The sequence below is a fragment of the Caulobacter sp. GW821-FHT10A10 genome, from assembly GCF_059415745.1.
This window is the reverse complement of the sequence record NZ_JBWKNV010000004.1, coordinates 207,732-232,983: the sequence shown is the minus strand read 5'-3', so window position 1 is coordinate 232,983 and position 25,252 is coordinate 207,732. Positions and strand designations below refer to the sequence as shown.

The window sequence follows — 25,252 nt, the reverse complement described above, 5'->3', positions numbered from 1 at the left end:
CGGAATCAATGCACGCCGTCGTCGATTGAATGATCGCCGCGGCCTGGCTTTGGTCATGCTGGCGGTCACGATGCGGCCCAGCGCCGCGTCGTCGGGCCGCCGTCTCGGCGTCGGCCCCAACGACTTGGGAGGACGGCGCCCGTGAAGAGGCCCGCAGAAGACCAGGCGCTTGAAGCCCGCGCCTATTTCGACCCGGAGCGCGCGCTCTGGCTGTCGCGCAACATCCTGCCTCACGAACCGGCGCTGCGCCGATGGCTGCTGAAGCGTCGCCAGCCGCCGGCCGACATCGACGATCTGATCCAGGAGAGCTACGCCAAGATCTCCGGGCTCAAGTCCGTGGCCCACATCGATCATCCGAAGGCCTATTTCTTCCAGACCGCCCAGTCGTTGATCCTGCGCCAGGCCAGGCGCGCCAAGGTCATTCCCATCGGCGCGATGGAGAGCCTGGATATTCCGAGCCTTACCGACGAACTCTCGCCCGAGCGCCAGGTCGCCGGCCGGGAAGAACTGCGCCTGATCAACGAGGCGCTGGAGACCTTTCCAAGCAAGCGCCGCGAGGCCTTCCGCATGCGCAAGGTCGAGGGGCTGTCGCAGAAGGAAGTCGCCGCGCGGCTGGGCCTGACCGAGAAGGCGGTGGAGAAGCACGTCGCCCGCGCGGTGGGCCTGCTGATAAATCTTTACAGCCGTGGCGGGAAAATGGGTTCTGGCGCATCTATCATGGAGACCATCCGCTCCCGGTTCAGGCGTGACTAGACGAGACACTAGCCAGGAAATCGACGAAGCCGCCGCCGCCTGGGCGGCGCGCATCGATCGTGGCCCCTTGACCGACGACGAGCGCGGGGCGCTCGACGCCTGGTTGGACGGCGATGTCCGCCGCCAGGGCGCCTTCGCGCGCGCCAACGCCGTCATGGCCCGTCTGGACTCCGCCTATCCCACGTTGGAGGCCGCCTACAGCCTGCGCGGATCGGCCATGCTGCGCCGTCGCCTGATCGGCGGCGGCCTGGCCGCCGGGTTCGCCGGCGTCGTCCTGGTCGGCGCGCGGTCCTGGAGCGCGCCCCTGGTCCTGAAGTCGTCCAAGGGCGAGGTGCGGCGGGTGCCGCTGCCGGACGGCTCGAACGTGACCCTCAACACCGCTTCGCTGGTCAAGGTCCGCTACACCTCCAGGGCCCGCGACGTTCAGCTGCTGTCGGGCGAGGCGCTGTTCAACGTCGCGCCGGATCCACAGCGGCCCTTCCTTGTGCGGGCCGGCGAGGTGAGCCTGGCCGGGCAGTCGGGCAGCTTCGTGGTGCGCAAGGATGAGCAGGGACCTGTCCGGGTCCTCGTCCAGGGCGGACATGTCGAGATGACCTGCAAGGGCGCGCCCGCGCCACGCCTGGTCGCCGCCAACACGGCCGCCGTCGCGCCCGACGGCGATCTGGGCGGTCGCGAGGCGCCGCATCCCGTCAGGCTGGACCCTGACGAGGTTTCCCGGCGCCTCAGCTGGCAGGACGGCCTGCTGTCCTTCAACGGCGAGACCCTGGCCCAGGCGGCCAGCGAGTTCGCGCGCTATTCCTCGACGCGGATCATCGTCGATGATCCGGCCTTGGCGTCCGAAACCCTGACCGGCCTCTATGCCTCGAGCGATCCGGGCGGTTTCGCCCGCGACGTCGCGGTGTCGCTGGGCGCGCGTACGGTCAGCACGGCGGACGGCGTGCACATCCTTCGCTAGTGTTGCGGACCTGAAAATATATTGCCGCTGGGGAGGGGGAAATCTCCTCTCGGCGCATCTTTTCCCAAAACAACGGGCGACAGCCCACGCAGGGGGAAACGATGACCACCACTTCACGCATGTTCTGCGGCGCGTCCTTGGCGGTTCTGCTTTGCGCGACCAGCGCCATGGCCCAGGACCGCACCTTCGACGTCCCGGCCGGTCCCGCGGCCAACGCCATTCCCATCTTCGCCCGCCAGGCCGGTCTCCAGATCGTCGCGCCGGCCGGCCGCCTGAAGGGGGTCTCGACCCCGGCCGTAAAGGGGCGTCACGACGCCCGCGCCGCCCTCAAGACCCTTTTGATCGGCGCCAACCTGGAGATCGCCAGCGACAACGGCTCGACGATCATCCTGCGCGAGGCCGGGAGCGCCGCCGGCCCCCAGCCCGACCGGGCGGCCGAACCCGCCCAGGCCGCCGGATCCACGATTGAGGAAGCCTCGGCCGTCACCGAGGTGGTGGTCACCGGTTCGCGCGTGATCCGCAACGGCAACAACAGCCCGACCCCGATCACCGTCGTTCCGGCCGAGGACATCCAGCGTGTCCAGCCGACCACCATCGCCGACGGCCTGAACCAGCTGCCGGTCTTCTCCAGTCCGCGCAACCAGTACGGCAATCCCAACGCCGGCGTCGGCGGCGGGGCGGGCGGCAACGCGGCCGCCAACCAGCTGAACCTCCGCAACCTGGGCTCGGTGCGCAACCTGATCCTGCTCGACGGCCATCGCGTGCCGCCGACCTCGGTCAACGGCATCGTCGATGTCGACATGATCCCGCAGATGCTGCTGCAGCGGGTCGATACGGTCACCGGCGGCGTCTCGGCCGTCTATGGCTCGGACGCGGTGACCGGCGTCGTCAACTTCGTCACCGACACCAAGTTCAACGGCCTGAAGCTGGCCGCCCAGGCGGGCGTCTCCAAGTACGGCGACGACGAGCAGCAGAGCTTCGGCGTCGCCTACGGCCGCAAGATCCTCGACGGTCGCGGCCATTTCGAAGGCAGCTACGAGTACCGCAACGACGAAGGCGTGCTGCGCCGCTCGGATCGCCCGTGGTTCAAACAGCAGAGCATCAGCGGCGCCGGCACGACGGCCGCGCCCTACCAGCTCTACAGCGACGTGCGCCTGCTGAACTTCCCGTTCGGCGGCAAGATCACCAACGGCGCGCTGTCAGGTCAGTATTTCGCTACCGACGGGGTGCTGAGCCCCTTCGTCAACGGGACCGCGATCAACGGCTCCAGCTGCTGCCAGGTCGGCGGGGCAGGGGGCTACTACGATTCTTCGCTGAAGGCGCCGCTGCGCAGCCACCAGGCCTATGCCCGCTTCGACTACGACCTGACCGACGACGTGCACGCCTATGCGGCCGTCAGCTTCAACGACAAGCGCAACGAACAGTATCTGACCCCGCCGCTGCTCAGCAACGTGACCATGAGCAGCACGAACGCCTACCTGGCCTCGGCCTACCAGACCCAGCTGGCTACCGCCGGCCAATCGACCTTCACCTTCAACCGCATGTTCGCCCAGGCGCCGCGGCTGAACCCGGTCGCCGAGGAGCGCCAGACGACGGTCAATATCGGGCTGGACGGCAAGCTCGGCGACTACAGCTGGGGCCTGAACTACACCCACGGCGGCGCGCGCCTGAAGACGACGCTGAACAACAACCCCAACAACCAGCGCCTGGCCGCGGCCCTCGACGCGGTGATCAGCCCGACCACGGGCCAGCCGGTCTGCTACGCCTCGCTGACCAACAGCGCCTACGCCAACTGCGTGCCGCTGAACGTCTTCGGCCCCACCTCGGCCAGCCAGACGGCGATGGACTACATCATGGGCAGCACGCACATGGTCGCCGACACGGGCCTGGACGCGTTCTCTGCCGAGATCGGCGGCGCGCCGTTCTCGACCTGGGCGGGGCCGGTGAACATGGCGCTGTCGGCCGAGTGGCGCCGGCTGGAATACCAGTCTTCCAGCGACGCCCTGCCCACCGACCGGGCCAACTGCGCGGGCCTGCGCTACAACTGCGCGAGCTCGACGGTCCTCTACCAGAACACCTTCGCCGCCCGCTCGCCGGTCAGCGACGAGGTCAAGGAGGCCGCCGCCGAGATCGACGTGCCGCTGCTCGACGGCGTCGTCCTGGCCAAGTCGCTGAACCTCAACGGCGCGGCCCGCTTCACCAGCTACGCCAGCAGCGGGAACTACTGGACCTGGAAGCTGGGTCTGGACTGGCACCTGACCGACGACCTACGGGTGCGGGCCACGCGCTCGCGCGACATCCGCGCGCCGACCCTCGACGACCTCTACGCCCCGGCCTCGGTCAACGTCCTGACCAACAAGGACGAACTGACCGGCCTGACCCCGGGCCTGACCGCCGGCACCTCGCCGGTGCCGGGTCTTTCGGCCGGCAATCCCGACCTGAAGGCCGAGATCGGCCACACCAGCACGGTCGGCGTCGTCTGGCAGGCCCTGCCGCGCCTCAGCTTCGCGCTGGACGCCTACTGGATCCGCATCAGCGACGCGATCACCAACATCCAAGGCTTCAACCCGACCATCCAGAAGGCCTGCTACGACAGCGGCGGCTCCTCACCCTACTGCGCCCTGCAGGTCCGCCCGCTTGGCTACACCAACACCTCGGCGGCCAACCTGGTCACCCAGTGGATCTCGACGGTGATCAACATCGCCGAGATCGAGAGCAACGGCGTCGACTTCGAGGCCAACTACGGGACCGAGCTCTTCGGTCGCTCGCTGTCGCTGCGAGGCCTGGCCAGCTACCAGCCGCACATCTACTACCGCACGCCCGCGCTGGTGACGATCGACGCCGCCGGCAGCGCCTTCGGCACCAACGGCCTGCAGGCCAGCCCCAAGCTGCGCCTGACCGGCTTCCTGCGCTACGTCATCACCGACACCCTGACCATCGACGTCATGGAGCGCTGGCGCAGCGAGCTGAAGCACAGCGCCGATCCCACCCAGGTCTGGACCGACAACCACGTCGATGCCTTCGCCACGACCAACGTCAACCTGCTGTTCCGACCCAAGGACGCGTTCGGCGACGCCGAATACTTCCTCAACGTCCAGAACCTGTTCAACGCCACCCCGCCGGCCACCGCCTTCTTCGGCGCGGCCACCATCCCGGGGCAGTTCGGCGGCTTCGCCATCGGCGACGATCCGACCGGCCGCTACGTCACGGTCGGCGCGCGGATGAAGTTCTAGCGTCCCCCCCTGGGTGTTCCTTCATCCCCAGGGATCCTGCGCCGAGGCGGCGGCCTTCTTCTCCGCGCCGCCGCCTCGGTTCTTTTCGGCCTCGCTCTGCTCGGGCGCCGCCGAATAGTGTGAGAACGACATGATGCACGGCTTCCGCGGCGCTGCGGCCCTGATGGCGCTCCTGCTTCTGGCCCCGGTGGCGGCCGGGGCGCAGACGGCGCCCGCGCCCTCGATCGGTCATGCGCCGACCCTGCTGACGGCGGCTGTCCCGACGCCGACGGGCGCGCGCCTGACCGTTTCTTCGCCGGCCTTCGCCGATGGCGGCGACCTGCCGATCGACAACACCCAGTACGGCGCCAACCGCTTTCCGGGGCTGGCCTGGTCGGCGGGGCCAGCCGGAACGCGGTCCTATGTCGTGGTCCTGCAGGGGCAGGGCGGCAAGGCCACCTCCATCCATCTGACCCTGTTCAACATCCCCGCCGGCACGACGAGCCTGGCTCCCGGCCTGACGGATCCGCCGTCGGGCGCGATCTACGGCGTCAACGTCCATGGCGCGAACCAGCCCTATGTCGGTCCCCACACCCACGGCGCGGCCAAGGTCGCCTATCCCTTCCAGGTGTTCGCCCTGGACCGGACGTTGCCCGCCGATCCGAGCCTGAGCTTCGAGGCGCTGACCGAGGCCATGCGAGGCCACGTGCTGGCCAGTGGAACCCTGACCGCGATGTCCGCCCGCCCGCCCGGCGCGGGCGACGAGGCCGCGCGGGCGCCCATAGGGATCGAGACTGGCCTCCTGGCCGGCGTCCCTGGCCGCGATCCGACGATCACCGTCTACAAGGGCGTGCCCTATGCCGCCGCGCCCGTGGGCCCCCTGCGCTTTCGTCCGCCGGCCGCGCCAGCGGCCTGGGAGGGCGTCCGCCAGGCCGACCGCTTCGGCGCGCTCTGTCCCCAGCCGCAAGGCGGCGGACCGCCGCCGGCCGGCCCGATGGACGAGGACTGTCTGACCGCCAATGTCTGGACCGCCGCATCGGCCGGCGAGAAGCGGCCGGTCCTCGTCTGGATCTATGGCGGCGGCTTCCTCACGGGCACGGGCGCCAGCCCCGAGTTCGACGGCGAGGGTCTGGCCCGCAAGGGCGTCGTCGTCGTCACCTTCAACTATCGCCTGGGCGCGCTCGGCTTCCTGGCTACGCCAGCGCTCAGCGCCGAGGCCGAGCATGGCGCCTCGGGCAACTACGGCCTGCTCGACGACATCGCCCTGCTCAAGTGGGTCCAGCGCAACATCGCGGCCTTTGGCGGCGATCCCGACCAGGTGACCATCGCCGGCCAGTCGGCGGGCGCCGGATCGGTCGGTTTCCTTTCGATGTCGCCCCTGGCCAAGGGACTCTTTAAGCGGGCCATCGCCCAGAGCCATTCGCGCTATCCCCGCGACCCGGACCTGCGCTTCCTGTCGGTGTCCTATCGCACCCGCCCCGCGGCCGAGCAGGCGGGGCAGGCCTACGCCCAGGCCCATGGCGCGACCACCGTGGAGGCCCTTCGCGCCATGCCCTGGCGCGACCTGATCGAGGGCAGCGACGCGGTCGAGGCCGGCGTCGAGACCGGCTCGACCGGAAAGCCGCCCCTGTTCCGGCCTGTGCTGGACGGCTGGGTGATCCCCTCCACCTACGAGGTCGCCCTGGCCAAGGGCGCGTTCAACGACGTGGTCGTGGTGACCGGCAACAATCGGGACGAGACCGGCGCCGTCCCGGTCACCGCCTTCGCGGCCCTGCGCGCGCGCTCGGGGCCGCCCAGGGCGGGGGCGCCGCAGGTCAGCGTCACCCTGGCGGCCTATGTCCAGGCCGCGCGCGCCAAGTACGGCGCCATGGCCGATGCGTTCCTGCGGCTCTACCCCGCGACCAACGACGACGAGGCGGCCCTGGCCAGCAACGCCGCCGCCTACGACAACAACCGGGTCTCCACCTACCTCTGGGCGGCCGAGCGCGCCAAGGGGACCTCGCGGCCGATCTTCACCTACTGGTGGACCCACGCGCCGCCCGGCGCCGGCCACGACCTGCGCGGCGCCTACCATGGCTCGGAGATCACCTACGCCTTCGGCAATCTCGACGCCAACGACCCTCCCTGGGCGGCCGAGGACCGGGCCATCGCCGAGCGGATGTCGTCCTACTGGGCCAACATCATCAAGACCGGTGATCCGAACGGGGAGGGGCTGCCGGCCTGGGCGCCGTTCGACGCCAAGGCTCGCTCGGTGATGATGCTGGGCGACCAATGGGGCGCGACGCCCGTCGCCGCCAGCGCCGCGAAACTCGAGTTCTGGCGCCGCTTCTACGCGACCCAGGCCGCGTGGTGAGCACGACCATGCGCCTGGCCGCACGGGCTCTTTCGGCGGCGATGCTCCTCGCTGCGAGCGGAGCCATTGCCGCGCCGCGGGACCAGATCCCCTATATCGACGCCCATTCGCACTTGCTGACGGTGATCTCGCCGGACGAGGAGATCGCCCTGTTCCGCGAGGCCGGCCTGGCGGGCGTGGTGATCATGTATCCCGACATCGAGGCGCTGGAGCGCGTCGCTGCGCGTAATCCCGGCTATGTGATCCCGTCGGCCAGCGTGGCTCGTACGGCCGAGGCCGCCGGCCTGCGTCTTGGCCCCAAGACGGCGACCGTCCTTGGGCGGTTGCAAGGGCAGGGGGCGATCTGCGGGTTCGGAGAACTGCCCACCCGCTTCGCGCCCAATCCCTATCCCAGCGACGCGGCCTCGCTCACCGCCCCCGAGCGTCGGGCGATCTACGTCCTGGCTGCGGCGCGCGGCGTGCCGGTGTCCGCCCATGTCAGCCTGGAGGCGCCCGAGACCATCGCCGCCGTCGAGGCCATGGCCGATGCCTATCCCGGCATGCCGCTGATCCTCGCCCACGCTGGATGGGGCGCCGACGCCGCGTTGATCGGACGGCTGATGGCGGCGCACCCCAATCTCTACGCCGACCTTTCGATCCGGCTCGATCCGGCGCGCGCCGACAATCCCAATCTGGCGCTCTCGATCCTGACGCCGGACGGCGCGCTCGAGCCCGCGTGGCGGGCCGTGATCGAGCGCTTTCCCGGCCGCTTTCTGTTCGCCATGGACATCACCGAAAGCCAGCGCCACGGGCGCATGTCCGAACTTCTGGCCGCCGCCCGCACGGCCTTCGCGCCGCTCGCCCCGGAGGTCGAAGCCGCCGTGGCCCACGACAACATCCAGCGCCTGATGCGCGGGTGTCCGGCGGGCCCGTCCACCCGTCCATGATCCGGAGATTCTCAATGCTGAAAGCGTTCTCGCTGGCCAGCCAGCTGGCCGTCGTCTCCCTGCTGGTCTCGACGGCGGGGCAGGCGCAGCCCGTCGAGCATCCGATCGGCCGCGCCGGCGCCCTGGTGAGCTATTCCGACGCCGACGTCACCCTGAGGGACAAGGAAGGCAAGGACCTCGTCGTGGCGATGACCCCGGGGTGGACGGTGGTCACCGCGCGCAAGGTCGCGCCGGACACGATCAAGGCCGGCGACTTCGTCGCCACCATCAATACCGACCTCGGACCCGACGCGGGCCGGGCGACGGAGCTGCGCCTGTTCGAGCCCGGCTACCGCCCTGAACTGGGCACGCACGCCATGCCGCAGCCGGCGACGTCGATCACCCACGGGACGGTGACCCTCGTCCGCAAGACCGACGCCGGGCTGGAGCTGGAGGTCGGTTATCCTGGCGGCGCCCGCCGCATCGAGGTTCCGGCGGCGATCGCGCCGATCGCCTACGAGGTCCACGACCGTCTGTTCGCCCAGCCCGGAATGCAGGCGACGGCCGTCACCCGACGAGACGCCGACGGCGTATGGCGCGCGGGCCGCATCATGCTCGAGCCGTAGGGGCGTTGGTGACGGTCAATTCCGGCGTTGACGATACTGTTTGTCAGGCATACGAATTGATCAACCAATGAACGCGCCAGGGAGCGAAGCGTGGAAGAGATCGAGGCGTTCGGCGCCTTGGGCGAACGCCTGGGCCTTCAGCTCCACTATGCCGACGTTCGCGCCATGGCGGCCCTGGCCGAGCGCCTGGCTCCGCTGGGCGTGACGCCGGCCCGGGCGACCGCCGTCGTCTACATCGCCCTGCACGAAGGCTGCGATCAGATCACCCTGGGCCGCGCGCTCGGGGTCAATCGGGCCAGCACCATGAAGGCGGTCGACGAGCTCGAGGCGCTGGGCGTGCTCGAACGCCGGCCCGGCCGCGACCGCCGCACCAACGCCCTGCACCTGACGCCGGCCGGCGCGGTCCTGCGCCACCAGGTCGAGGCCGTGACCCGCGAGCACGACATCGCCGCCTTCGCGCCGCTCGACCCGGCCGAGCGCGCCGAATTGAGCCGCCTGCTGGCCAAGCTCCGCCTCAACGACGACGTCGCCGATCAGGGCGACGCCGCGATCGCCGCCTCCAAGGAAGGATGACCATGAGCACGACGTTCGAACGCCGCGATCCGGTGACCGGCGCGGTCGCCAGCACCTCCGAGGCGATGACCGTGGCGCAGGCTCAGGCCGCCGCCGGCGCCGCCCAGGCCGCCTTCGCCGGCTGGAGCGCCCTGGGTCCCAACGCCCGCCGCGCCCTGCTGTCCAAGGCCGCCGACGCGCTGGAGGCCAAGGCCGGCGCCTTCGTCGAGGCGATGATGGGCGAGATCGGCGCCACCGAGGGCTGGGCGCGGTTCAACCTGATGCTGGCCGTCGGCATCGTCCGCGAGGCCGCCGCCCTGACCACCCAGGTCGCCGGCGAGGTGATCCCGTCCGACAAGCCCGGCTGCATCTCCATGGCCGTGCGCGAGCCGGCCGGGGTGGTGCTGGGCGTGGCCCCCTGGAACGCCCCGATCATCCTGGGCGTGCGGGCCATCGCCACGCCCCTGGCCTGCGGCAACACCGTGGTGCTCAAGGCCTCCGAGACCTGTCCGCGCACCCACAGCCTGATCATCGAGGCCTTCGCCGAGGCCGGTCTGCCTGCCGGCGTGGTCAATGTGGTGACCAACGCACCCGCCGACGCCGGCGAGATCGTCGGCGCCCTGATCGACCATCCGGCCGTGCGCCGCGTCAACTTCACCGGCTCGACCGCGGTCGGCAAGATCATCGCCAGGCGCTGCGCCGAGCACCTGAAGCCGGCCTTGCTGGAGCTGGGCGGCAAGGCCCCGCTGATCGTGCTCGACGACGCCGACCTGGACGAAGCGGTCAAGGCCGCCGCCTTCGGGGCCTTCATGAACCAGGGCCAGATCTGCATGTCGACCGAGCGGATCATCGTGGTCGACGCTGTCGCCGACACCTTCGTCGAGAAGTTCCAGGCCAAGGTCGCCACCCTGACGGCCGGCGATCCGCGCGCCGGCAAGACGCCCTTGGGCGCGGTCGTGGACCTGAAGACCGTCGCCCATGTCGAAGGCCTGGTGGCCGACGCGGTCGGCGCCGGCGCGGTGCGGGTCAACGGCGGCGGGGCCGACGGCGTGCTGATGCCGGCGACCGTGGTCGACAAGGTCACCCCCGACATGAAGCTGTTCCGCGAGGAGAGCTTCGGTCCGGTGGTCGGGATCATCCGCGCCCGCGACGAGGTCCACGCCATCGAACTGGCCAACGACACCGAATACGGCCTGTCGGCGGCGGTCTTCACCCGCGATACGGCCCGCGGCCTGCGCGTGGCCCGCCAGATCAAGTCCGGCATCTGCCACGTCAACGGCCCCACCGTGCACGACGAGGCCCAGATGCCGTTCGGCGGGGTCAAGGCCAGCGGCTACGGCCGGTTCGGCGGCAAGGCCGGGATCGAGGCCTTCACCGACCTGCGCTGGATCACCATCGAGACCCAGCCTGGCCATTTCCCAATCTGACGCGCCGCGCGTCGTCCCAAGTTTCAAGGATCAGTCATGACCGAGGTCAACGACACCGCCACCTTCACGGTCGAGAACCGCATCGCCTGGGTGAAGTTCAACCGCCCCGAAAAGCGCAACTGCATGAGCCCGACTCTGAATCGTCGGATGATGGAGGTGCTGGACGAACTGGAATATCGCGACGACGTCGGGGTGGTGGTGCTGACCGGCGAGGGCTCGGCCTGGTCGGCGGGCATGGACCTGAAGGAGTATTTCCGCGAGACCGAGGCCAAGGGTCTGGGCGCGGTGCGCCAGGCCCAGCGCGAGTCCTACGGCTGGTGGCGGCGCCTGCGCTGGTACAACAAGCCGACCATCGCCATGGTCAACGGCTGGTGCTTCGGCGGCGGCTACGGCCCGCTCTATTCCTGCGACCTGGCGATCGCCGCCGACGAGGCCCAGTTCGCCCTGTCGGAGATCAACTGGGGCATCCTGCCGGGCGGTGGAGCCACCAAGGTCGTCGTCGACCTGATCCCGATGCGCGACGCCATGTACCACGCCCTGACCGGCGAGCTGATCGACGGCCGGAAGGCCGCGCAGTGGCGGCTGGTCAACGAAAGCGTGCCGCTGGCCCAGCTGGAGGCGCGGGTTCGCGAGCTCGCGCAGGTGCTGCTCAAGAAGAACCCCGTGGCCCTGAAGGCGACCAAGGACGCCGTCCGCAGGGTCAAGGAAATGACCTACGACAACGCCGAGGACTATCTGGTCAGGGCTCAGGAGGCGGCCAACTCTTTCGACAACGACGGTCGCAAGGAGGGGATCAAGCAGTTCATCGACGACAAGACCTACAAACCCGGACTGGGCGCCTACGATCTGGCCAAGCAGAGCTGAGACGGGGCGGGGAGGAAACGGCGAAAAGGGGAGGGTTCCATGAGCGGCCCCATCGACCATGTCGGCCTGCAGGCCAGGCTCCAGCCCATGCGCCTGGCGGCCGTCGATCTGGCCAGCGAGCGGCGCTGGACCTACGCCCAGCTCGACGCCGACGTCGCCGCCTGCGCCCGGGTGCTGGTCGAGCGCGGCGTGGCGCTGGGCGAGCGGGTCGTCAGCCTGGCCCGCAACCGGGTCGCGCTGGCAGTCCTGCACCTGGCCTGCGCCCGGATCGGCGCGGTCTATGCGCCTCTGAACTGGCGCCTTAGCCCGGCCGAGATCCTGGCCCTGGTCGAGGACGCCGATCCCAGGCTGGTGGTCGGCGACCAGGAGCTCGACCGCGTCGGGCTGGAGGGGGTGTCCCCCGACCGCCTGGCCGCCGAGATCGCCACCGCCGAGCCGCTTGCAGCCTTGCCGTTCGATCGCGGCCGGCCGTCGCTGATCCTCTACACCTCGGGCACCTCCGGCCGTCCCAAGGGCGTCGTTTTGTCCGAGCGCAACCTCGACCACACTGCCGTCAATTTCGGCCGGCTGGGACAGGTGACGCACCAGAGCGCCTTCCTGATCGACGCGCCGATGTTCCACGTCCTGGGCCTGGTCACCACGGTGCGCCCGCCCTTGCTGCACGGCGGGACGATCCTGGTCTCGGATGGGTTCGAGCCGGCCCGCACCCTGGCGCGGCTGTCCGATCCGGACTTGAGCGTCAGCCACTATTTCTGCGTGCCGCAGATGGCCCAGGCCCTGCGCCATCACCCGGACCTGGCGCCCGAGCGCCTGGCCGGCCTGACCGCGATCTTCACCGGCGGGGCGCCGCACGCGGCCGCCGACATCCGCGCCTGGCTGGCGATCGGGGTGCCGGTGGTCGATGGCTTCGGCATGAGCGAGACCGGCACGGTGTTCGGCATGCCGGTCGATCCGGCGCTGATCGACGCCCGCGCCGGCTCGGTGGGCGTGGCCCTGCCGGGCGTGCGCAGCCGCATCGTCGACGCCGCTGGCCGCGACTGCCCGGACGACCAGCCCGGCGAGCTGCTGCTCAAGGGCGACAACGTCTTTTCCGGCTACTGGCGGCGCCCGGACGACACCGCCGCGGCCTTCACCGCCGACGGCTGGTTCCGCACCGGCGACATCGCCCGCGCCGACGCAGACGGCTTCCACTGGCTGGTCGATCGCAAGAAGGACATGTTCATCTCGGGCGGCGAGAACGTCTATCCGGCCGAGATCGAGGCGGCCCTGGCCGACCATCCGGGCGTCGCCGAATGCGCGGTGCTGGGCCTGCCCGATCCCCGCTGGGGCGAGGTCGGGCATCTGATTCTCGTGCCCAGGCCAGGCGCGGTCGTCAGCCATGCCGGCGTCGTCGCGCACCTGGAGGCGCGCCTGGCCCGCTACAAGCTGCCCAAGGCCACGACCATCGTCGACAGCCTGCCGCGCACGGGCTCGGGCAAGATCCAGAAGGCGATCCTCAAGGCCCTGATCCTGGAAAGGACCCCCGCATGAACCCTCCGCCCATCAGTCGACGCGGGCTGGGTCTCGGCGTCGCCGCGGCCGGCCTGGCGGGGACGACACAAGCTGTCGCGGCGAACCCGCCGCCGACCCTCGCGCACGTCTTCGACCTCGCCGTCGAGGTCGGCCCGGCCCAGGAACTGGGCGAGGTCGGCGGCGGCCGGCGGCGGGTGATCCCGATCACCGGCGGCAGCCTTACGGGTCCGTGCCTGTCGGGCGAGGTGCTGCCCGGCGGCGCCGACTGGCAGACGATCCGGCCTGACGGCGTCACCCTGCTGCAGGCCCGCTACACCGTGCGGATGAGCGACGGGGCGACGATCGGGATCATCAACACCGGCGTGCGCCGGGCTGACGCCGACGTCGTGCGCCGCCTGACGGCCGGCGAGGACGTCGATCCGGCGCTCTACTATTTCCGCGCCACGCCGATCTTCGAGGTCGGGCCGGGGCCGTATCTGTGGCTGACCGAAAGCGTCTTCGTCAGCGCCGGCGCGCGGCGGCCGCGCCGGGTGGAACTGGGCGTCTTCAAGGTCGCCTGACGGGCCTGGGAAACAACAAGCGCCCGCGAAGGGCCGGGAGGAAACGATGACCACGGGATCAGAGCCTGCGCGCCGGCCGGCCATGGAAAGCGGGGCGATCACCGTCCTGCTGTGCTTCCTCGTCGCCGTGCTCGAAGGCTTCGACATCCAGGCCATGGGCGTGGCCGCGCCGAAGCTGGGACCGGAGCTGCACCTGGCCAAGGCGGTGCTGGGCGAGGCCCTGGCGGCCAGCAACATCGGCCTGGTGCTGGGCGCGGTGCTCGGCGGCTGGCTGGCCGACCGCCTGGGGCGCAAGGCGGTGCTGATGGGGGCGGTGCTCGGCTTCGGCGGTTTCACCCTGCTGACCATGTTCGCCCACGACTTCTCGATGCTGTTCGCCGCGCGGCTGGGCGCGGGCCTGGGCTTCGGCGCGGCCCTGCCCAATCTGATGGCCCTTGCCGCCGAGGTGGCCCCGGCCGGCAAGCGCGGCTCGACCGGCACGATGATGTTTTGCGGCATGCCGCTGGGCGGCGGGCTGGTGGCCCTGGTCAGCTGGCTGAACCCCCACCTCGACTGGCGGCATCTGTTCCTGATCGGCGGCCTGGCGCCGCTGCTGCTGGCCCCTCTGATCCTGGTGCTGATGAAGGAGACCGCGCGGCCCGCGCCTTCGCTCTCCGGCGGCGCGGCCTGGACGTGGCTGGGCCTGATCCCGCTCTACGGCCTGTCCTATCTGGCCCTGACAGGGCTCGGCGGTCTTCCCGGCCTGGGATCGCTGCGCGGCCTGGCGCCGTGGCTCGCGACGCTGCCGACGGTGATCATCGCCTACATGGTCGTGAACCGCGCCGCCCTGTTCGGCGAGCGGCGGGCCTTGCCCTCGCTGCTGCTGTGGGCCGTGTTCTTTCCGACCCTGCTGATCCTCTACCTGGTGCTCAACTGGCTGCCGACCCTGGTCATCGCCAAGGGCTTCGCGCCCCAGGCCAGCCTGGCCTCGGCCTGCTTCAACTTCGCCAGCGTAATCGGCGCCCTGATCCTGGGACGGCTGGTCGACCGCTTCGGCCTGCGCTGGCCGATGATCGCCGGCTATGTCGGCCTGACCGCGAGCCTGATGCTGCTGGCCCGGGCCGACGGCCTGGCGGCGGTGCTGGTCCTCAGCGGGGCGGTCGGCTTCTTCGTGCTCGGCGCCAACTACGCCCTCTACGGCGCGGCGGCCTCCTACTATCCGGCGTCGGCGCGGGGCAGGGGATCGGGCGCAGCGGTCGCCTGGGGGCGCCTCGGGGCCGTCGTCGGACCCCTGGTCGGCGGGCAGTTGCTGCAGGCGGGCGACAGCGCCGGATCGGTCGTCGCGGCCATGACGCCGCAGGCCCTGACGGCGCTGGTCGGGATCGTGCTGCTGACGCTTCTCGAGCCGCCAAGGCATTAGAGGCGCTCCAGGCCCAGGGATGGGAGCGAGCGAGGGGCGCGGCGGATGGTCCGGTGAAAGCCTGTGCGGCGAGCCGCGATTTTCGGCATGTTTTGCGCACGAAAATCCGCTAAGCCCTTGAAATCACTCTCCATCGCCTCGGCTCACATGAGTTGATCCTGGCGAAGAATATGATTTAAAATCAAACGCTTATGACGAAATTCTCCGTTGCCCCGATGATGGATTGGAGCGACCGCCACTGTCGGTCGCTGCACCGCGTGCTGTCGTCGCAGGCGCTGCTCTATTCGGAGATGGTCACCACTGGCGCGGTGCTGCACGGCGATCGTGAGCGGCTGCTGGGCTATACGCCCGATCAGCATCCGGTGGCCCTGCAACTGGGCGGCTCCGAGCCCGCCGACCTGGCCGCCGCCGCGCGCATCGGCGAGGACTACGGCTACGACGAGATCAATCTCAATGTCGGCTGCCCCTCCGATCGCGTGCAGAGCGGCCGGTTCGGCGCCTGCCTGATGCGCGAGCCCGACCTGGTGGCCGAGTGCATGGCCGCCATGGCCGACGCGGTGAAGGTCCCGGTGACGGTCAAGTGCCGCATCGGCGTCGATGACCAGGATCCGGAAGAGGCGCTGTTCACCCTGGTGGACAAATGCGTCGCCGCCGGCGTCACCAGCTTCATCGTCCATGCCCGCAAGGCCTGGCTGCAGGGCCTGTCGCCCAAGGAAAACCGCGACGTCCCGCCGCTCGACTACCCGCTGGTCTATCGGCTCAAGCGCGAGCGCCCGGACCTGTTCATCGCCATCAACGGCGGCGTGCCCGATGTCGATGCGGCGCTGGAGCACCTGAAGCACGTCGACAGCGTCATGCTGGGCCGCGCGGCCTATCACGAGGCGGGCCTGCTGGGCGAAGTCGACCGCCGCGTCTATGGCCTGGACGTTCCCGACGTCTCGCCCTTCGAAGCCGTCGAGCGCTATCGCCCCTATATCGAGCGCAGCCTGGCCGAGGGCTGGCGCCTGGCCGGGATCACCCGCCACATGCTGGGCCTGTTCCACGGCCTGCCCGGCGCTCGCGCCTGGCGGCGGATCCTCACCGTCGAGGGCGTGGTCGAGGGCGCGGGGATCGCGGTCGTCGACAAGGCCCTGGAAGCCGTCCGCCGCGCGGTCGAGGAGCGCGAGGCGAGGGGGCTGGAGCCCGCCGCAGGCTGAGCCTTAGGAACTCTTGCCGTCTTTCAAGGGTTTGCCGCCCGAACAAGACTTCAAGGGACGTCCTGAAATGAAGATTCGATTTTTCGTGGCGGGTGTCGGCGCGGCGCTGCTGGCGGCCGCCGGTTCTCAGGCCCTGGCCCAGGACGGCGGAAACTTCGCCGTCGGCGGCAACATCGGCACGCCCGGCGTCGGGCTCGAGGCCCAGTATCGCCTGAACGACAGCTTCGTGGTCCGCGGCGGCGGCGACTGGCTCGACTTCGACCGCGACGAGACCTATGGCGACGTCGCCTACAGCGGCAAGGTCAAGTCCAAGACCGCCGGCCTGTTCCTCGACTGGCACCCGATGCAGGGCGGGTTCTTCGTCTCGGGCGGCAGCTATTTCGGCAAGCGCAAGCTGAACCTCTCCGGAACCCCGACCCGCAACACCGAGATCGGCGGCGTCACCTTCACGCCCGAGCAGATCGGCACCATCACCGGCGACGTCGAGCTTTCCGACGCCCAGCCGTTCCTGGGCCTGGGCTGGGACAACACCTTCAGCGACGAGGGCGGCTGGGGCTTCCGCGTGCTCGGCGGCGTGTCGTTCAGCGACAGTCCCAAGGTTGACCTGACGGCCTCGGGCGGCACGCTGTCCAACGACCCGACCTTCCAGCAGCGCCTGCGCGAGGAAGAGGCCGAGGTCCGCGACGACGCCAAGGACTTCAAGTACTTCCCGGTGGCCCAGATCGGGCTGACGTACCGGTTCTAAGCCACCAGCGCCGCCCGGATCGCGCCCGCCGCGGCCTGGGCGTCCGCCGGCGCCAGCAGCACCTGCAAGCCCCGCTGGCCGCCGTTGATGAACACCCGCTGCAGCACGAAGGCTTCGTCCTCGATGGCGGTGGGGACCTTCTTGCGCTGGCCGAAAGGGCTGACCCCGCCCACCTTGAAGCCGGTCAGGCGCTCGGCGTCGGCCGGCTTCATCATCGCCGCCGCCTTGCCGCCGAAGGCCGCCGCCAGTTTCTTCATGCTGACCTCGCGGTCGGACGGCACGATCACGCACACCGGCTTGCCGTCGACCTGGGCCATCAGGGTCTTGAGCACCTGGCCGGGCTCCACGCCCAGGGCCTCGGCCGCCTGCAGCCCCACGCGTTCGGCATTGGGGTCGTAGTCGTAGGTCGCCACCTCGAAGGCGACGCCGGCCTTGGAAAGCGCCAGGGTCGCGGGCGTGCTCTTGGACATCGGTCATCCCCCTTCAACTGTCGCGGTTGATGGCGCAAACCGCAAAACCCGTCTAGCAGTCGGCCTCTGTTTTCCGACGGACCGCCTGCCGATGACCCGCGCCGAGATCGAACCCTTCCACGCCATCGGCATCAGCCGCCTGGCGCACCAGCTGAAGGGGGAGGGGGCGTCGATCATCCACATGGAGTTCGGCCAGCCCTCGACCGGCGCGCCCGCGCCCGCCATCGCCCGCGCCCACCAGGTGCTCGACAGCGACGGCATGGGCTATTGGGAGAGCCCGGCGCTCAAGGCCCGCATCGCCCGCCACTATCAGGAGACCTACGGCGTCACGATTGAGGCCGAGCAGGTCATCCTGACCTGCGGCGCCTCGCCGGCCCTGGTGCTGGCCCTGTCCAGCGCCTTCTCGCCCGGCGACCGGGTAGCCCTGGCGCGGCCCGGCTACGTCGCCTATCGCAACAGCCTGAAAGCCCTGCACCTGACTCCGGTCGAGATCGCTTGCGGGCCGGAGAGCCGCTACCAGCTGACCGCCGCCGCCCTGGCCGCGCTGGAGCCTGCGCCGGCCGGCGTCATCATCGCCAGCCCCGCCAATCCCACCGGCACCATCATCCCGCCGGAGGAACTGAAGGCCATAGCGGAGGTCTGCCGCGAACGCGGGATCCGCATCGTCTCCGACGAGATCTATCACGGCCTCTCTTACGTCGGCCCCACGCACTCGATGCTGGAGTTCGAGCCGACGGCCCTGATCGTCAACAGCTTCTCCAAGTACTTCAGCATGGTCGGCTGGCGGCTGGGCTGGCTGGTCGCGCCGGCCGATCTGACGGCCCGGGCCCGAGCCTTCGTCGGCAACCTGTTCCTGACCGCGCCGTCGCTCAGCCAGCACGCGGGCCTGGCCGCCATGGACGCCCGCGACGAGCTGGAGGGCCACGTCGCCGTCTATCGCGCCAACCGCCAGCTGCTGCTCGACGCCCTGCCGGCGCTGGGTCTGACCGCCATCGCCCCGGCGGACGGCGCCTTCTACATCTGGGCCGACATCGGCCACCTGACCAACGACAGCCTGGCCTTCTGCGAGCGCCTGCTGCGCGAAACCGGCGTGGCCACGGCCCCCGGCCTCGATTTCGACCCGGTCGAGGGGCGACACTTCATCCGCTTCAGCTTCGCGGTCTCGACGCCGCTGGTGAAGGAGGCGCTGGAGCGCATCACGCCCTGGTTCGCGGCTCAAACAGCATATTCCAAATAATGCATTGACTATCCATTATGTGAGAATAAACCTGCGCTCGTTCCGGTGTTGAATGGGCGGGTAGTCTTCCGTCTGCGCGGCGTCTCGACCGCCCCGGTACGGGAGGGCGCACCGCCATGGATCCTTTCAATCGTCGCGATTTCCTGCGTACGGCCGCCGTGGCCGGGGCCATGGTCCCCGTCGCCGCCCAGGCCGCTCAGGCCGCCGCACCGGCCCCTGTCGCCCTGGACGCTGACGGCGTCCGCTGGCTCGACGGCGCGCCGCCCGCCGCCCACGAGGGCCAGACCTTCGGCCTGCCCTGGCCGCGGGGAGCCCAGAAGGCCAAGACGACCTTCACGATCGCCGGTTCCGACGGTCAGGCCGTGCCCGTCCAGACCTGGCCGCTGGCCTACTGGCCCGACGGTTCGCTGAAGTGGACCGGCCACGCCGTGCCGGCCGGCGCGGGCCTCGGCGCCGTCGCCCTCAAGGTCCAGCCCGGCAAGCCGGTCGCGCCCGCCTCGGGCGTTTCCGTGCGCGAGACCGCCGACGCGGTCGAGATCGTCAGCGGCGAGCAGTCCTGGCTGATCCCCCGCAAGGGTCCCAACGTCATCGCCCGCGCCACGGTGGCCGGCCGCGAGACCCTGCGCGACGTGCGCCTGGTGGCCCTGACCCAGGACAAGCCCGACTTCGACGACGGCCCCGTCGCCCAGACCCGCTTCGAGGGCGAGGTAACCGCCGTGACCGTCGAGCAGAAGGGTCCCGTCCGCGCCGTCGTGAAGCTGGAAGGCCAGCACCGCCAGGGCGACCGCGCCTGGCTGCCCTTCACCCTGCGCCTCTACGTTTATGCCGGCGCCCGCTCGCTGCGGATCATGCACAGCTTCATCTTCGACGGCGACGAGAACCGCGACTTCCTGCGCGGCCTCGGCCTTGTCGGCACGGCCCCGCTGACCGATCCGCTCTACGACCGCCACGTCCGCTTCTCGGGCGAGGGCGACGGGGTGTGGGGCGAGGGCGTGCGGCCGCTGACCGGCCTGCGCCGCGATCCCGGCAAGGCCTGGCGCGACGCCCAGGTGGCCGGCCAGAAGACCCCGGGGCTCGAGGGCATGGCCCCGACCGTCTCCAAGCGCCTGGACCTGATCCCGGCCTGGGGCGACTTCACGCTGAGCCAGCCCAATTCCGACGGCTTCAGCATCAAGAAGCGCACCAAGGCCGGTCACGGCTGGATCGACGCCGTCACCAGCGGCCGGGCCACGGGCCTGGGCTATATCGGCGGGGCCAGCGGCGGCGTCGCCTTCGCCCTGACCGACTTCTGGAAGCGCTGCCCCACGCGCCTGGACATCCGCGACGCCCACACCGACGCGGCGCAGTTCACCATCTGGCTGTGGTCGCCCGACGCCCCGGCCATGGACCTGCGCTTCTATCACGACGGCCTGGGCCAGACCGATCATGCCGCCGAGCGCGAAGGCCTGGAGATCACCTACGAGGACTACGAAAAGGGCTGGGGCCGCCCGCTGGGCATCGCCCGCACCAACGAGATCACCCTCTGGGCCCTGCCGACCACCCCCTCGCGGGATGAGTTCGCGGCCATGGCCGGCCGCCTGCGCGCCGCCCCGCGCCTGGTCGCCACGCCGGCCCGCCTGAAGGCGGCGCAGGTGTTCGGCGACTGGAGCCTGGTCGACCGCTCCACCCCGACCCGCCGGGTCATCGAGGACCAGAACGACGGCCTGCTCGACTTCTACATGAAGGACGTCGAACAGCGCCGCTGGTACGGCTTCTGGAACCACGGCGACGTCATGCACACCTATGACAGCGACCGTCACGTCTGGCGCTACGACATCGGCGGCTTCGCCTGGGCCAATTCCGAGCTGTCGCCGGACCTGTGGCTGTGGCTGTCGTTCGTGCGTTCGGGCCGCGCCGACGTCTTCCGCTTCGCCGAGGCCATGACCCGTCACACCGGCGAGGTCGATGTCTGCCACCTTGGCCCCTATCGCGGCTTCGGCACGCGCCACGGCGTCCAGCACTGGGCCGACAGCTCCAAGCAGCCGCGCGTCTCCAACGCCGCCTATCGCCGCTACTACTACTACCTGACCGCCGACGAGCGGGTCGGCGACCTGATGCACGACCTGATCGGCTCGGACGAGACTCTCAGCCGCGTCGATATCAGCCGCAAGCTGCCGAACGGCCCCGCCTCGCACCCGCCGGGCGTCGTCGACATGGGCTTCGGCACCAGCTGGAGCGCCTTCGCCGCCGCCTGGCTCACCGAGTGGGAGCGCACCGGCGACAAGCGCTGGCGTGACCGCCTGCTGGCCGGTATGGACAGCATCGCCGGCTTCAAGCAGCAATGGTTCGCTGGCGGCGCCGACTTCGACCTCAAGACCGGCCGCTTCCTGGGCGCGGGCGACAAGGTCAGCGTCTCGCACCTCAACGCGGTGTTCGGCGCCGTCGAGGTCCATTCCGAGCTGTTCCAGCTGATCGACGACCCGGCCTACAAGAACGCCTGGCTCGACTACTGCCAGTACTACAACGCCTCCGACGCCGAGTTCCGGGCCAAGACCGGCGCGCCGGCCAAGGGGCGCAACCTCAAGGAAGGCCATTCGCGCCTGACCGCCTACGCCGCCTTCCAGCGCAAGGATTCGGCACTGGCCGAACGCGCCTGGATGGAGTTCTTCAGCGGCGACGCGGGCCTGGGCATCGGCGCCGTGGCCACCGAGCGCCGCATCGAAGGCCCGGCCGTCATCGAGCCGATCGTCGAGATCCCCCGCGTCTCTACCAACGCCTCGTCCCAGTGGGGCTTGGCGGCCATCCAGAACCTCGCCCTGGTCGGCGACGCCCTGGAATCCGCCCGCGCCAAACTCCCCACCGCCCCCCGCCGCTCCAACGGCGGCGACGCCGGCAAGGACGCGTTCTGAACCTGCTCCTCCCCCGTGCAATCCCCGCGAACGCGCAGCCGCCTGATCCCTCTCCCCTTGCGGGATAGGGTGGCCTCCCGGAGGGAGGTCGGGTGAGGGGTCTCTTAGACCTCGAAGCTGCGTGCGTCGGTCAGGCCGGGTGATGCGTCTCAAGTTTGAGAGACCCCTCATCCGTCGGCCTTCGGCCGCCACCTTCTCCCGCAAGGGGAGAAGGATCGCGGACGGGGATAGAGCGCTGCCAATCCTCGTCACGCCCGGACCAAACCCCAACCAATCCAGCCCCTTGCAACTTTCTCAGCGCCCTGGATCAGACGCGCTCAAACCCGCTGCATAATCACTGGGTCTCGCCGCACCGAAGGGGCGCGCGGCCAGCGACCATGCGGCGGCGGGATGCGATCGAGCGGGACTGGGGCGGATTGGGAAGATCCGTCGCGTCCGGGGACCTGGCGCTGGCCAGGCCCGCCCGCCGTCGGCTTGGGCGAGGATTACAGAGCACACCCCCTCTCCTCGCCGCCGCCCGACAGGGAAACCTCGAAGGCGGTCCTGGTAAGGCGTTAAGAGCGCCGCCGCCCGGGAAGCCGGCAGCCAAACGACCGCGCGGAGCGCACGGGCTTCGTCGAAACGGTATCTGTCTACACACCTCCGGGCGTCGCCCGGGCGCTCCGCTCCCTTTCGATCAACTCAGCGGTTCACCGCGTGAGATCGAGAGGCCGTGCGTCCAGGAACCTCCCCCTGTGGGGGAGGTTCCTCGCAAGCCGCCGCCACCTTCTCCCGCAAGGGGAGAAGGATCACTCCGCCGCGATCGGCAGGGGCGGTTCGGTCTGAGTCCCGCCGCGCTGGGCGGCCAACGGCAGGCGGACCTGGGCCATCAGGCCGCCTTCGACGTTCTCCAGACGGATGTCGCCGCCATGAGCCCGGACGGTCGAGCGCGAGGTGGCCAAGCCAAGCCCGACGCCCTGCTTGGTCGAGGTGCGGGCCGCGACGCTGCGGTAGAACGGGGTGAAGACGCGCTTGAGCTCGTCCTCGCTCATGCCCGGACCCTTGTCGCGGATCTCGGCCACGGCCTCGTCGCCGTCGACATAGAGGCTGACCCGGGCGCTGTCGCCGTACTTGACGGCGTTGTCCACGAGGTTGGTGAACACCCGCTGCAGGCCCAGCACGTCGATCTCGACCTGCGGGGTCTGGCCCGGCTCCAGGGCCACGTCGCCGCCGGTGACCTCGGCGTCGTCGACCACGCATTCGAGCAGCGAGCGCAGGTCCACGTGCTGGCGGGCGCCGGCCTCGGCGTTCTCGCGCATGAAGGCCAGCACCGAATTGATCATGGCCTCCATCTGGTCGATGTCCTGGCCGATCTCGCGGCGCAGGGACGGCGAGGCCCGCTCGAGGCGGAAGCGCATGCGGGTCAGGGGCGTGCGCAGATCGTGCGAGATCGCCCCGATCATCGCCGTGCGGTCGTTGATGAACCGGGTCAGGCGGGCCTGCATCTGGTTGAAGGCGCGGGCGGCGCGGCCCACCTCGGCCGGACCGTCGGCCGCCATGACCGGCGAGGACGGGTCGCGGCCCAGGGCCTCGGCGGCGTCGGCGAAGCCGGCCAGCGGCGCGACCAGGCGACGGGCGAAGACGTAGCCGATCGGGCCGACGATGGCGAACGAGACCAGGAACCACAGCAGCACGCGGCGCTGCCAGCTGTTGGGGAAGCCCTCGGGCTTGGGTTGCAAGGTCACCCAGCGACCGTCGGAGACGCGCATGGCGGCCACGAAGTCGCCCTCGATATAGGGCGCGGGGGCCAGGCCGAAGAGGCCGCGGGCCACGGGCGCGGCCAGCGGGCGGCCTTGCGGCTGCGGCTTGGCCGCGGGCTTGGCCGGCGCGGCCGAGGCCAGGCGCGGCGCGGCGCCGATAGCCTCGCTGGCCGGCTTGGCGCGGGCGGTCAGGGCGGGGGCGACGGCGACCGTGTGGCTGGTCACCGGCGCGTCGTCGTCGCTGATGTCTGGCGGTGGCAGGGCCTCGATCGGATCGACCGCCTGCGGGGCGCCGATCGTGAAGCTCGACGAGCGGAACGGGGCGGTGAACAGCGGGTCGGTGGCGAAGCGCGGTTGCAGGCGCTGGCCGACGCGCGGCGGGGCGCCGCCGCCGATGATCCCGCCGGGCGGAACGCCGCCGGCGCTGGTCCCGGGAAAGCGCTGCTGGCCGTAGCGCGAAGGCGTCCCGCCGGGGCGGTAGTCGGAACGGGCGCCGCCGTTGCTGCCAGCCAGGGCCGCGCGGGCGGCGCGCCACATGGCGGGATTGTTCTGGGCGGCGCTGACCGGGAAGCCGACCGAGCCGGGGCCGACCGACGGCTGGGCCATCATGCCGCCGCCGGGGCCGGCCATGCGGCCGCCGGGAGCCGGACCCTGGGCGTAGGCGCTGGAGCCCAGCACGGCGGTGAAGGGCAGGGCGGCGGCGTCGGCCCGGCGGCTGGCCGCGCCCGCGCCGGCGAAGGGCGGCGGCGCGTAGAACAGCAGGCGCACGTCGTCGGGATCGGCGTTCAGCAGGCGGGCGAGATCGGCGCTCGACTTTTCGGACGCCACCCAGCCGGGGCTCGACAGTGACGGCGGCTCCTTCTCGACCGTGCGCACCAGCGGACGGGTCTCGCTGGCGTCGATCGGTCCCCCCTTCAGGCCGGCGGCGATGTCGGCGAGGCTGTGCTGGGCCGGCGGCTTGGGCGGCAGAAGCAGGGTCAGGGCCAGGGTCGCCAGCTGCGCCACGACCAGGCTGGCCAGCAGCAGGGCGACGATCTGCAGGGCGATCGGGGCGCTGGGACGGCGCAAGGAGGCGGCCAGCGACTTCATTCGACCACCACCTTGGCGTCCAGCACGTAGCCGACGCCGCGATAGGTCTTGATCAGTTCCTGGTCGCACTGGGCCTCGATCTTGCGGCGCAGGCGGCTGATGTGCAGGTCCACGCCCCGGCCGACGGTCTCGGCGGCCTCGCCGCGGATCACGGTCAGCAGGTCCTCGCGCGACACCACCGAGCGGGCGTTGTCGAGCAGCAGCGACAGGATGGCCAGCTCGCCCCGCGTCAGCAGCAGCAGCGTGCCGCCGGGCGCGGTCAGCTGGCGGGCGGCGAGGTCCAGGCGGAAGCCGGCGAAGGCGTAGGTGTTGCGCTTGGGGTTCTTCCCCTGGGGACCGGCGGCGCTGCGACGGCGCAGCAGGGCCTTGACCCGGGCCAGCAGCTCGCGTGGCGGGATCGGCTTGACCACGTAGTCGTCGGCGCCCAGCTCCAGGCCCAGGATCCGGTCGACCGGCTCGCCCATGGCGCTGAGCATCAGGATGGCGGGGCCATCGCCTCGCGCCAGCTGGCGGCACAGCGACAGGCCGTCCTCGCCAGGCAGGTTGACGTCGAGCACCACCACGTCGACGGCGCGGGCGTCCAGCACCTCGCGCGCCGCGCCGACCGTCGAGGCCTGGCGCACCGCGTAGCCCTGGGCGCCGAGGTAGCCGGCCATCTCGCGGCGGAGGACGTCGTCGTCTTCCACCAGGAGGACGGTCGCGGTCTCGGTGATCGAGGCGTCGGGGGTCATCGCGTCTGGACTATGACACACCAAAAGGCTCCGAGTCAT

The 25,252-nt window shown here is 70.5% G+C and carries 19 protein-coding genes; 16 read left to right on the top strand and 3 right to left on the bottom strand.

Annotated elements, in window-relative coordinates; translation table 11 throughout:
- Positions 1 to 141 precede the first annotated feature (141 nt).
- From AC07NS_RS13170 to AC07NS_RS13105, 14 genes are all read left to right on the top strand, one after another.
- Positions 142 to 753, top strand: a complete 612-nt coding sequence (locus AC07NS_RS13170) for an RNA polymerase sigma factor (protein ID WP_494603848.1) — start codon at positions 142 to 144, stop codon at positions 751 to 753.
- Positions 746 to 1,708 (top strand): FecR family protein, encoded by a 963-nt coding sequence (locus AC07NS_RS13165; protein ID WP_494603846.1) that lies wholly within the window; start codon positions 746 to 748, stop codon positions 1,706 to 1,708. Before AC07NS_RS13170 ends, AC07NS_RS13165 begins: the two co-directional genes overlap by 8 nt.
- Before the next feature lie 101 nt (positions 1,709 to 1,809).
- On the top strand, positions 1,810 to 4,941 hold the full coding sequence (locus AC07NS_RS13160; protein ID WP_494603845.1) for a TonB-dependent receptor domain-containing protein: 3,132 nt from the start codon (positions 1,810 to 1,812) through the stop codon (positions 4,939 to 4,941).
- A 130-nt stretch (positions 4,942 to 5,071) separates the two neighbouring features.
- Positions 5,072 to 7,273 (top strand): carboxylesterase family protein, encoded by a 2,202-nt coding sequence (locus AC07NS_RS13155; RefSeq protein WP_494603843.1) that lies wholly within the window; start codon positions 5,072 to 5,074, stop codon positions 7,271 to 7,273.
- Between the two features lie 8 nt (positions 7,274 to 7,281).
- Positions 7,282 to 8,199: an amidohydrolase family protein gene (locus AC07NS_RS13150; protein WP_494603841.1), complete on the top strand. Its 918-nt coding sequence runs from the start codon at positions 7,282 to 7,284 to the stop codon at positions 8,197 to 8,199.
- A 14-nt stretch (positions 8,200 to 8,213) separates the two neighbouring features.
- Positions 8,214 to 8,804: a hypothetical protein gene (locus AC07NS_RS13145; protein WP_494603840.1), complete on the top strand. Its 591-nt coding sequence runs from the start codon at positions 8,214 to 8,216 to the stop codon at positions 8,802 to 8,804.
- A 90-nt stretch (positions 8,805 to 8,894) separates the two neighbouring features.
- Positions 8,895 to 9,377, top strand: coding sequence for a MarR family winged helix-turn-helix transcriptional regulator (locus AC07NS_RS13140; RefSeq protein ID WP_494603838.1), 483 nt, complete (start codon positions 8,895 to 8,897; stop codon positions 9,375 to 9,377).
- Between the two features lie 2 nt (positions 9,378 to 9,379).
- Complete coding sequence (locus AC07NS_RS13135; RefSeq protein WP_494603837.1) at positions 9,380 to 10,783, top strand: aldehyde dehydrogenase; 1,404 nt, start codon at positions 9,380 to 9,382, stop codon at positions 10,781 to 10,783.
- Between the two features lie 36 nt (positions 10,784 to 10,819).
- Positions 10,820 to 11,647 (top strand): p-hydroxycinnamoyl CoA hydratase/lyase, encoded by an 828-nt coding sequence (locus AC07NS_RS13130; RefSeq protein WP_494603836.1) that lies wholly within the window; start codon positions 10,820 to 10,822, stop codon positions 11,645 to 11,647.
- 39 nt (positions 11,648 to 11,686) lie between these two features.
- Positions 11,687 to 13,177, top strand: coding sequence for an AMP-binding protein (locus tag AC07NS_RS13125; protein WP_494603834.1), 1,491 nt, complete (start codon positions 11,687 to 11,689; stop codon positions 13,175 to 13,177).
- The gene (locus tag AC07NS_RS13120; RefSeq protein WP_494603832.1) at positions 13,174 to 13,719 is read left to right on the top strand and encodes a DUF3237 domain-containing protein; all 546 of its coding nucleotides are present in this window, start codon (positions 13,174 to 13,176) and stop codon (positions 13,717 to 13,719) included. The genes AC07NS_RS13125 and AC07NS_RS13120 overlap by 4 nt, the downstream gene beginning before the upstream one ends.
- Before the next feature lie 46 nt (positions 13,720 to 13,765).
- Entirely contained in the window at positions 13,766 to 15,118 is a 1,353-nt protein-coding gene (locus AC07NS_RS13115) for an MFS transporter (RefSeq protein ID WP_494603830.1), read from the top strand.
- 191 nt (positions 15,119 to 15,309) lie between these two features.
- Positions 15,310 to 16,314, top strand: a complete 1,005-nt coding sequence (dusA, locus tag AC07NS_RS13110; protein WP_494603828.1) for a tRNA dihydrouridine(20/20a) synthase DusA — start codon at positions 15,310 to 15,312, stop codon at positions 16,312 to 16,314.
- Between the two features lie 67 nt (positions 16,315 to 16,381).
- Positions 16,382 to 17,059: a hypothetical protein gene (locus AC07NS_RS13105; protein ID WP_494603827.1), complete on the top strand. Its 678-nt coding sequence runs from the start codon at positions 16,382 to 16,384 to the stop codon at positions 17,057 to 17,059.
- Here the strand turns inward: AC07NS_RS13105 and ybaK are convergent.
- Positions 17,056 to 17,529, bottom strand: coding sequence for a Cys-tRNA(Pro) deacylase (ybaK, locus tag AC07NS_RS13100; protein ID WP_494603825.1), 474 nt, complete (start codon positions 17,527 to 17,529; stop codon positions 17,056 to 17,058). The genes AC07NS_RS13105 and ybaK overlap by 4 nt on opposite strands.
- Positions 17,530 to 17,620: 91 nt before the next feature.
- Here ybaK and AC07NS_RS13095 point away from each other — a divergent pair, with 91 nt between their 5' ends.
- A complete protein-coding gene (locus AC07NS_RS13095; RefSeq protein WP_494603823.1) occupies positions 17,621 to 18,766 on the top strand; it encodes a pyridoxal phosphate-dependent aminotransferase in 1,146 nt (381 codons plus the stop codon).
- 116 nt (positions 18,767 to 18,882) lie between these two features.
- Entirely contained in the window at positions 18,883 to 21,654 is a 2,772-nt protein-coding gene (locus tag AC07NS_RS13090; protein WP_494603821.1) for an exo-rhamnogalacturonan lyase family protein, read from the top strand.
- A 788-nt stretch (positions 21,655 to 22,442) separates the two neighbouring features.
- On the opposite strand, the gene AC07NS_RS13085 is transcribed toward AC07NS_RS13090, so the two are convergent.
- Positions 22,443 to 24,482: an ATP-binding protein gene (locus tag AC07NS_RS13085; RefSeq protein WP_494603820.1), complete on the bottom strand. Its 2,040-nt coding sequence runs from the start codon at positions 24,480 to 24,482 to the stop codon at positions 22,443 to 22,445.
- A complete protein-coding gene (locus AC07NS_RS13080) occupies positions 24,479 to 25,213 on the bottom strand; it encodes a response regulator (protein WP_494603818.1) in 735 nt (244 codons plus the stop codon). Before AC07NS_RS13080 ends, AC07NS_RS13085 begins: the two co-directional genes overlap by 4 nt.
- Positions 25,214 to 25,252 lie beyond the last annotated feature (39 nt).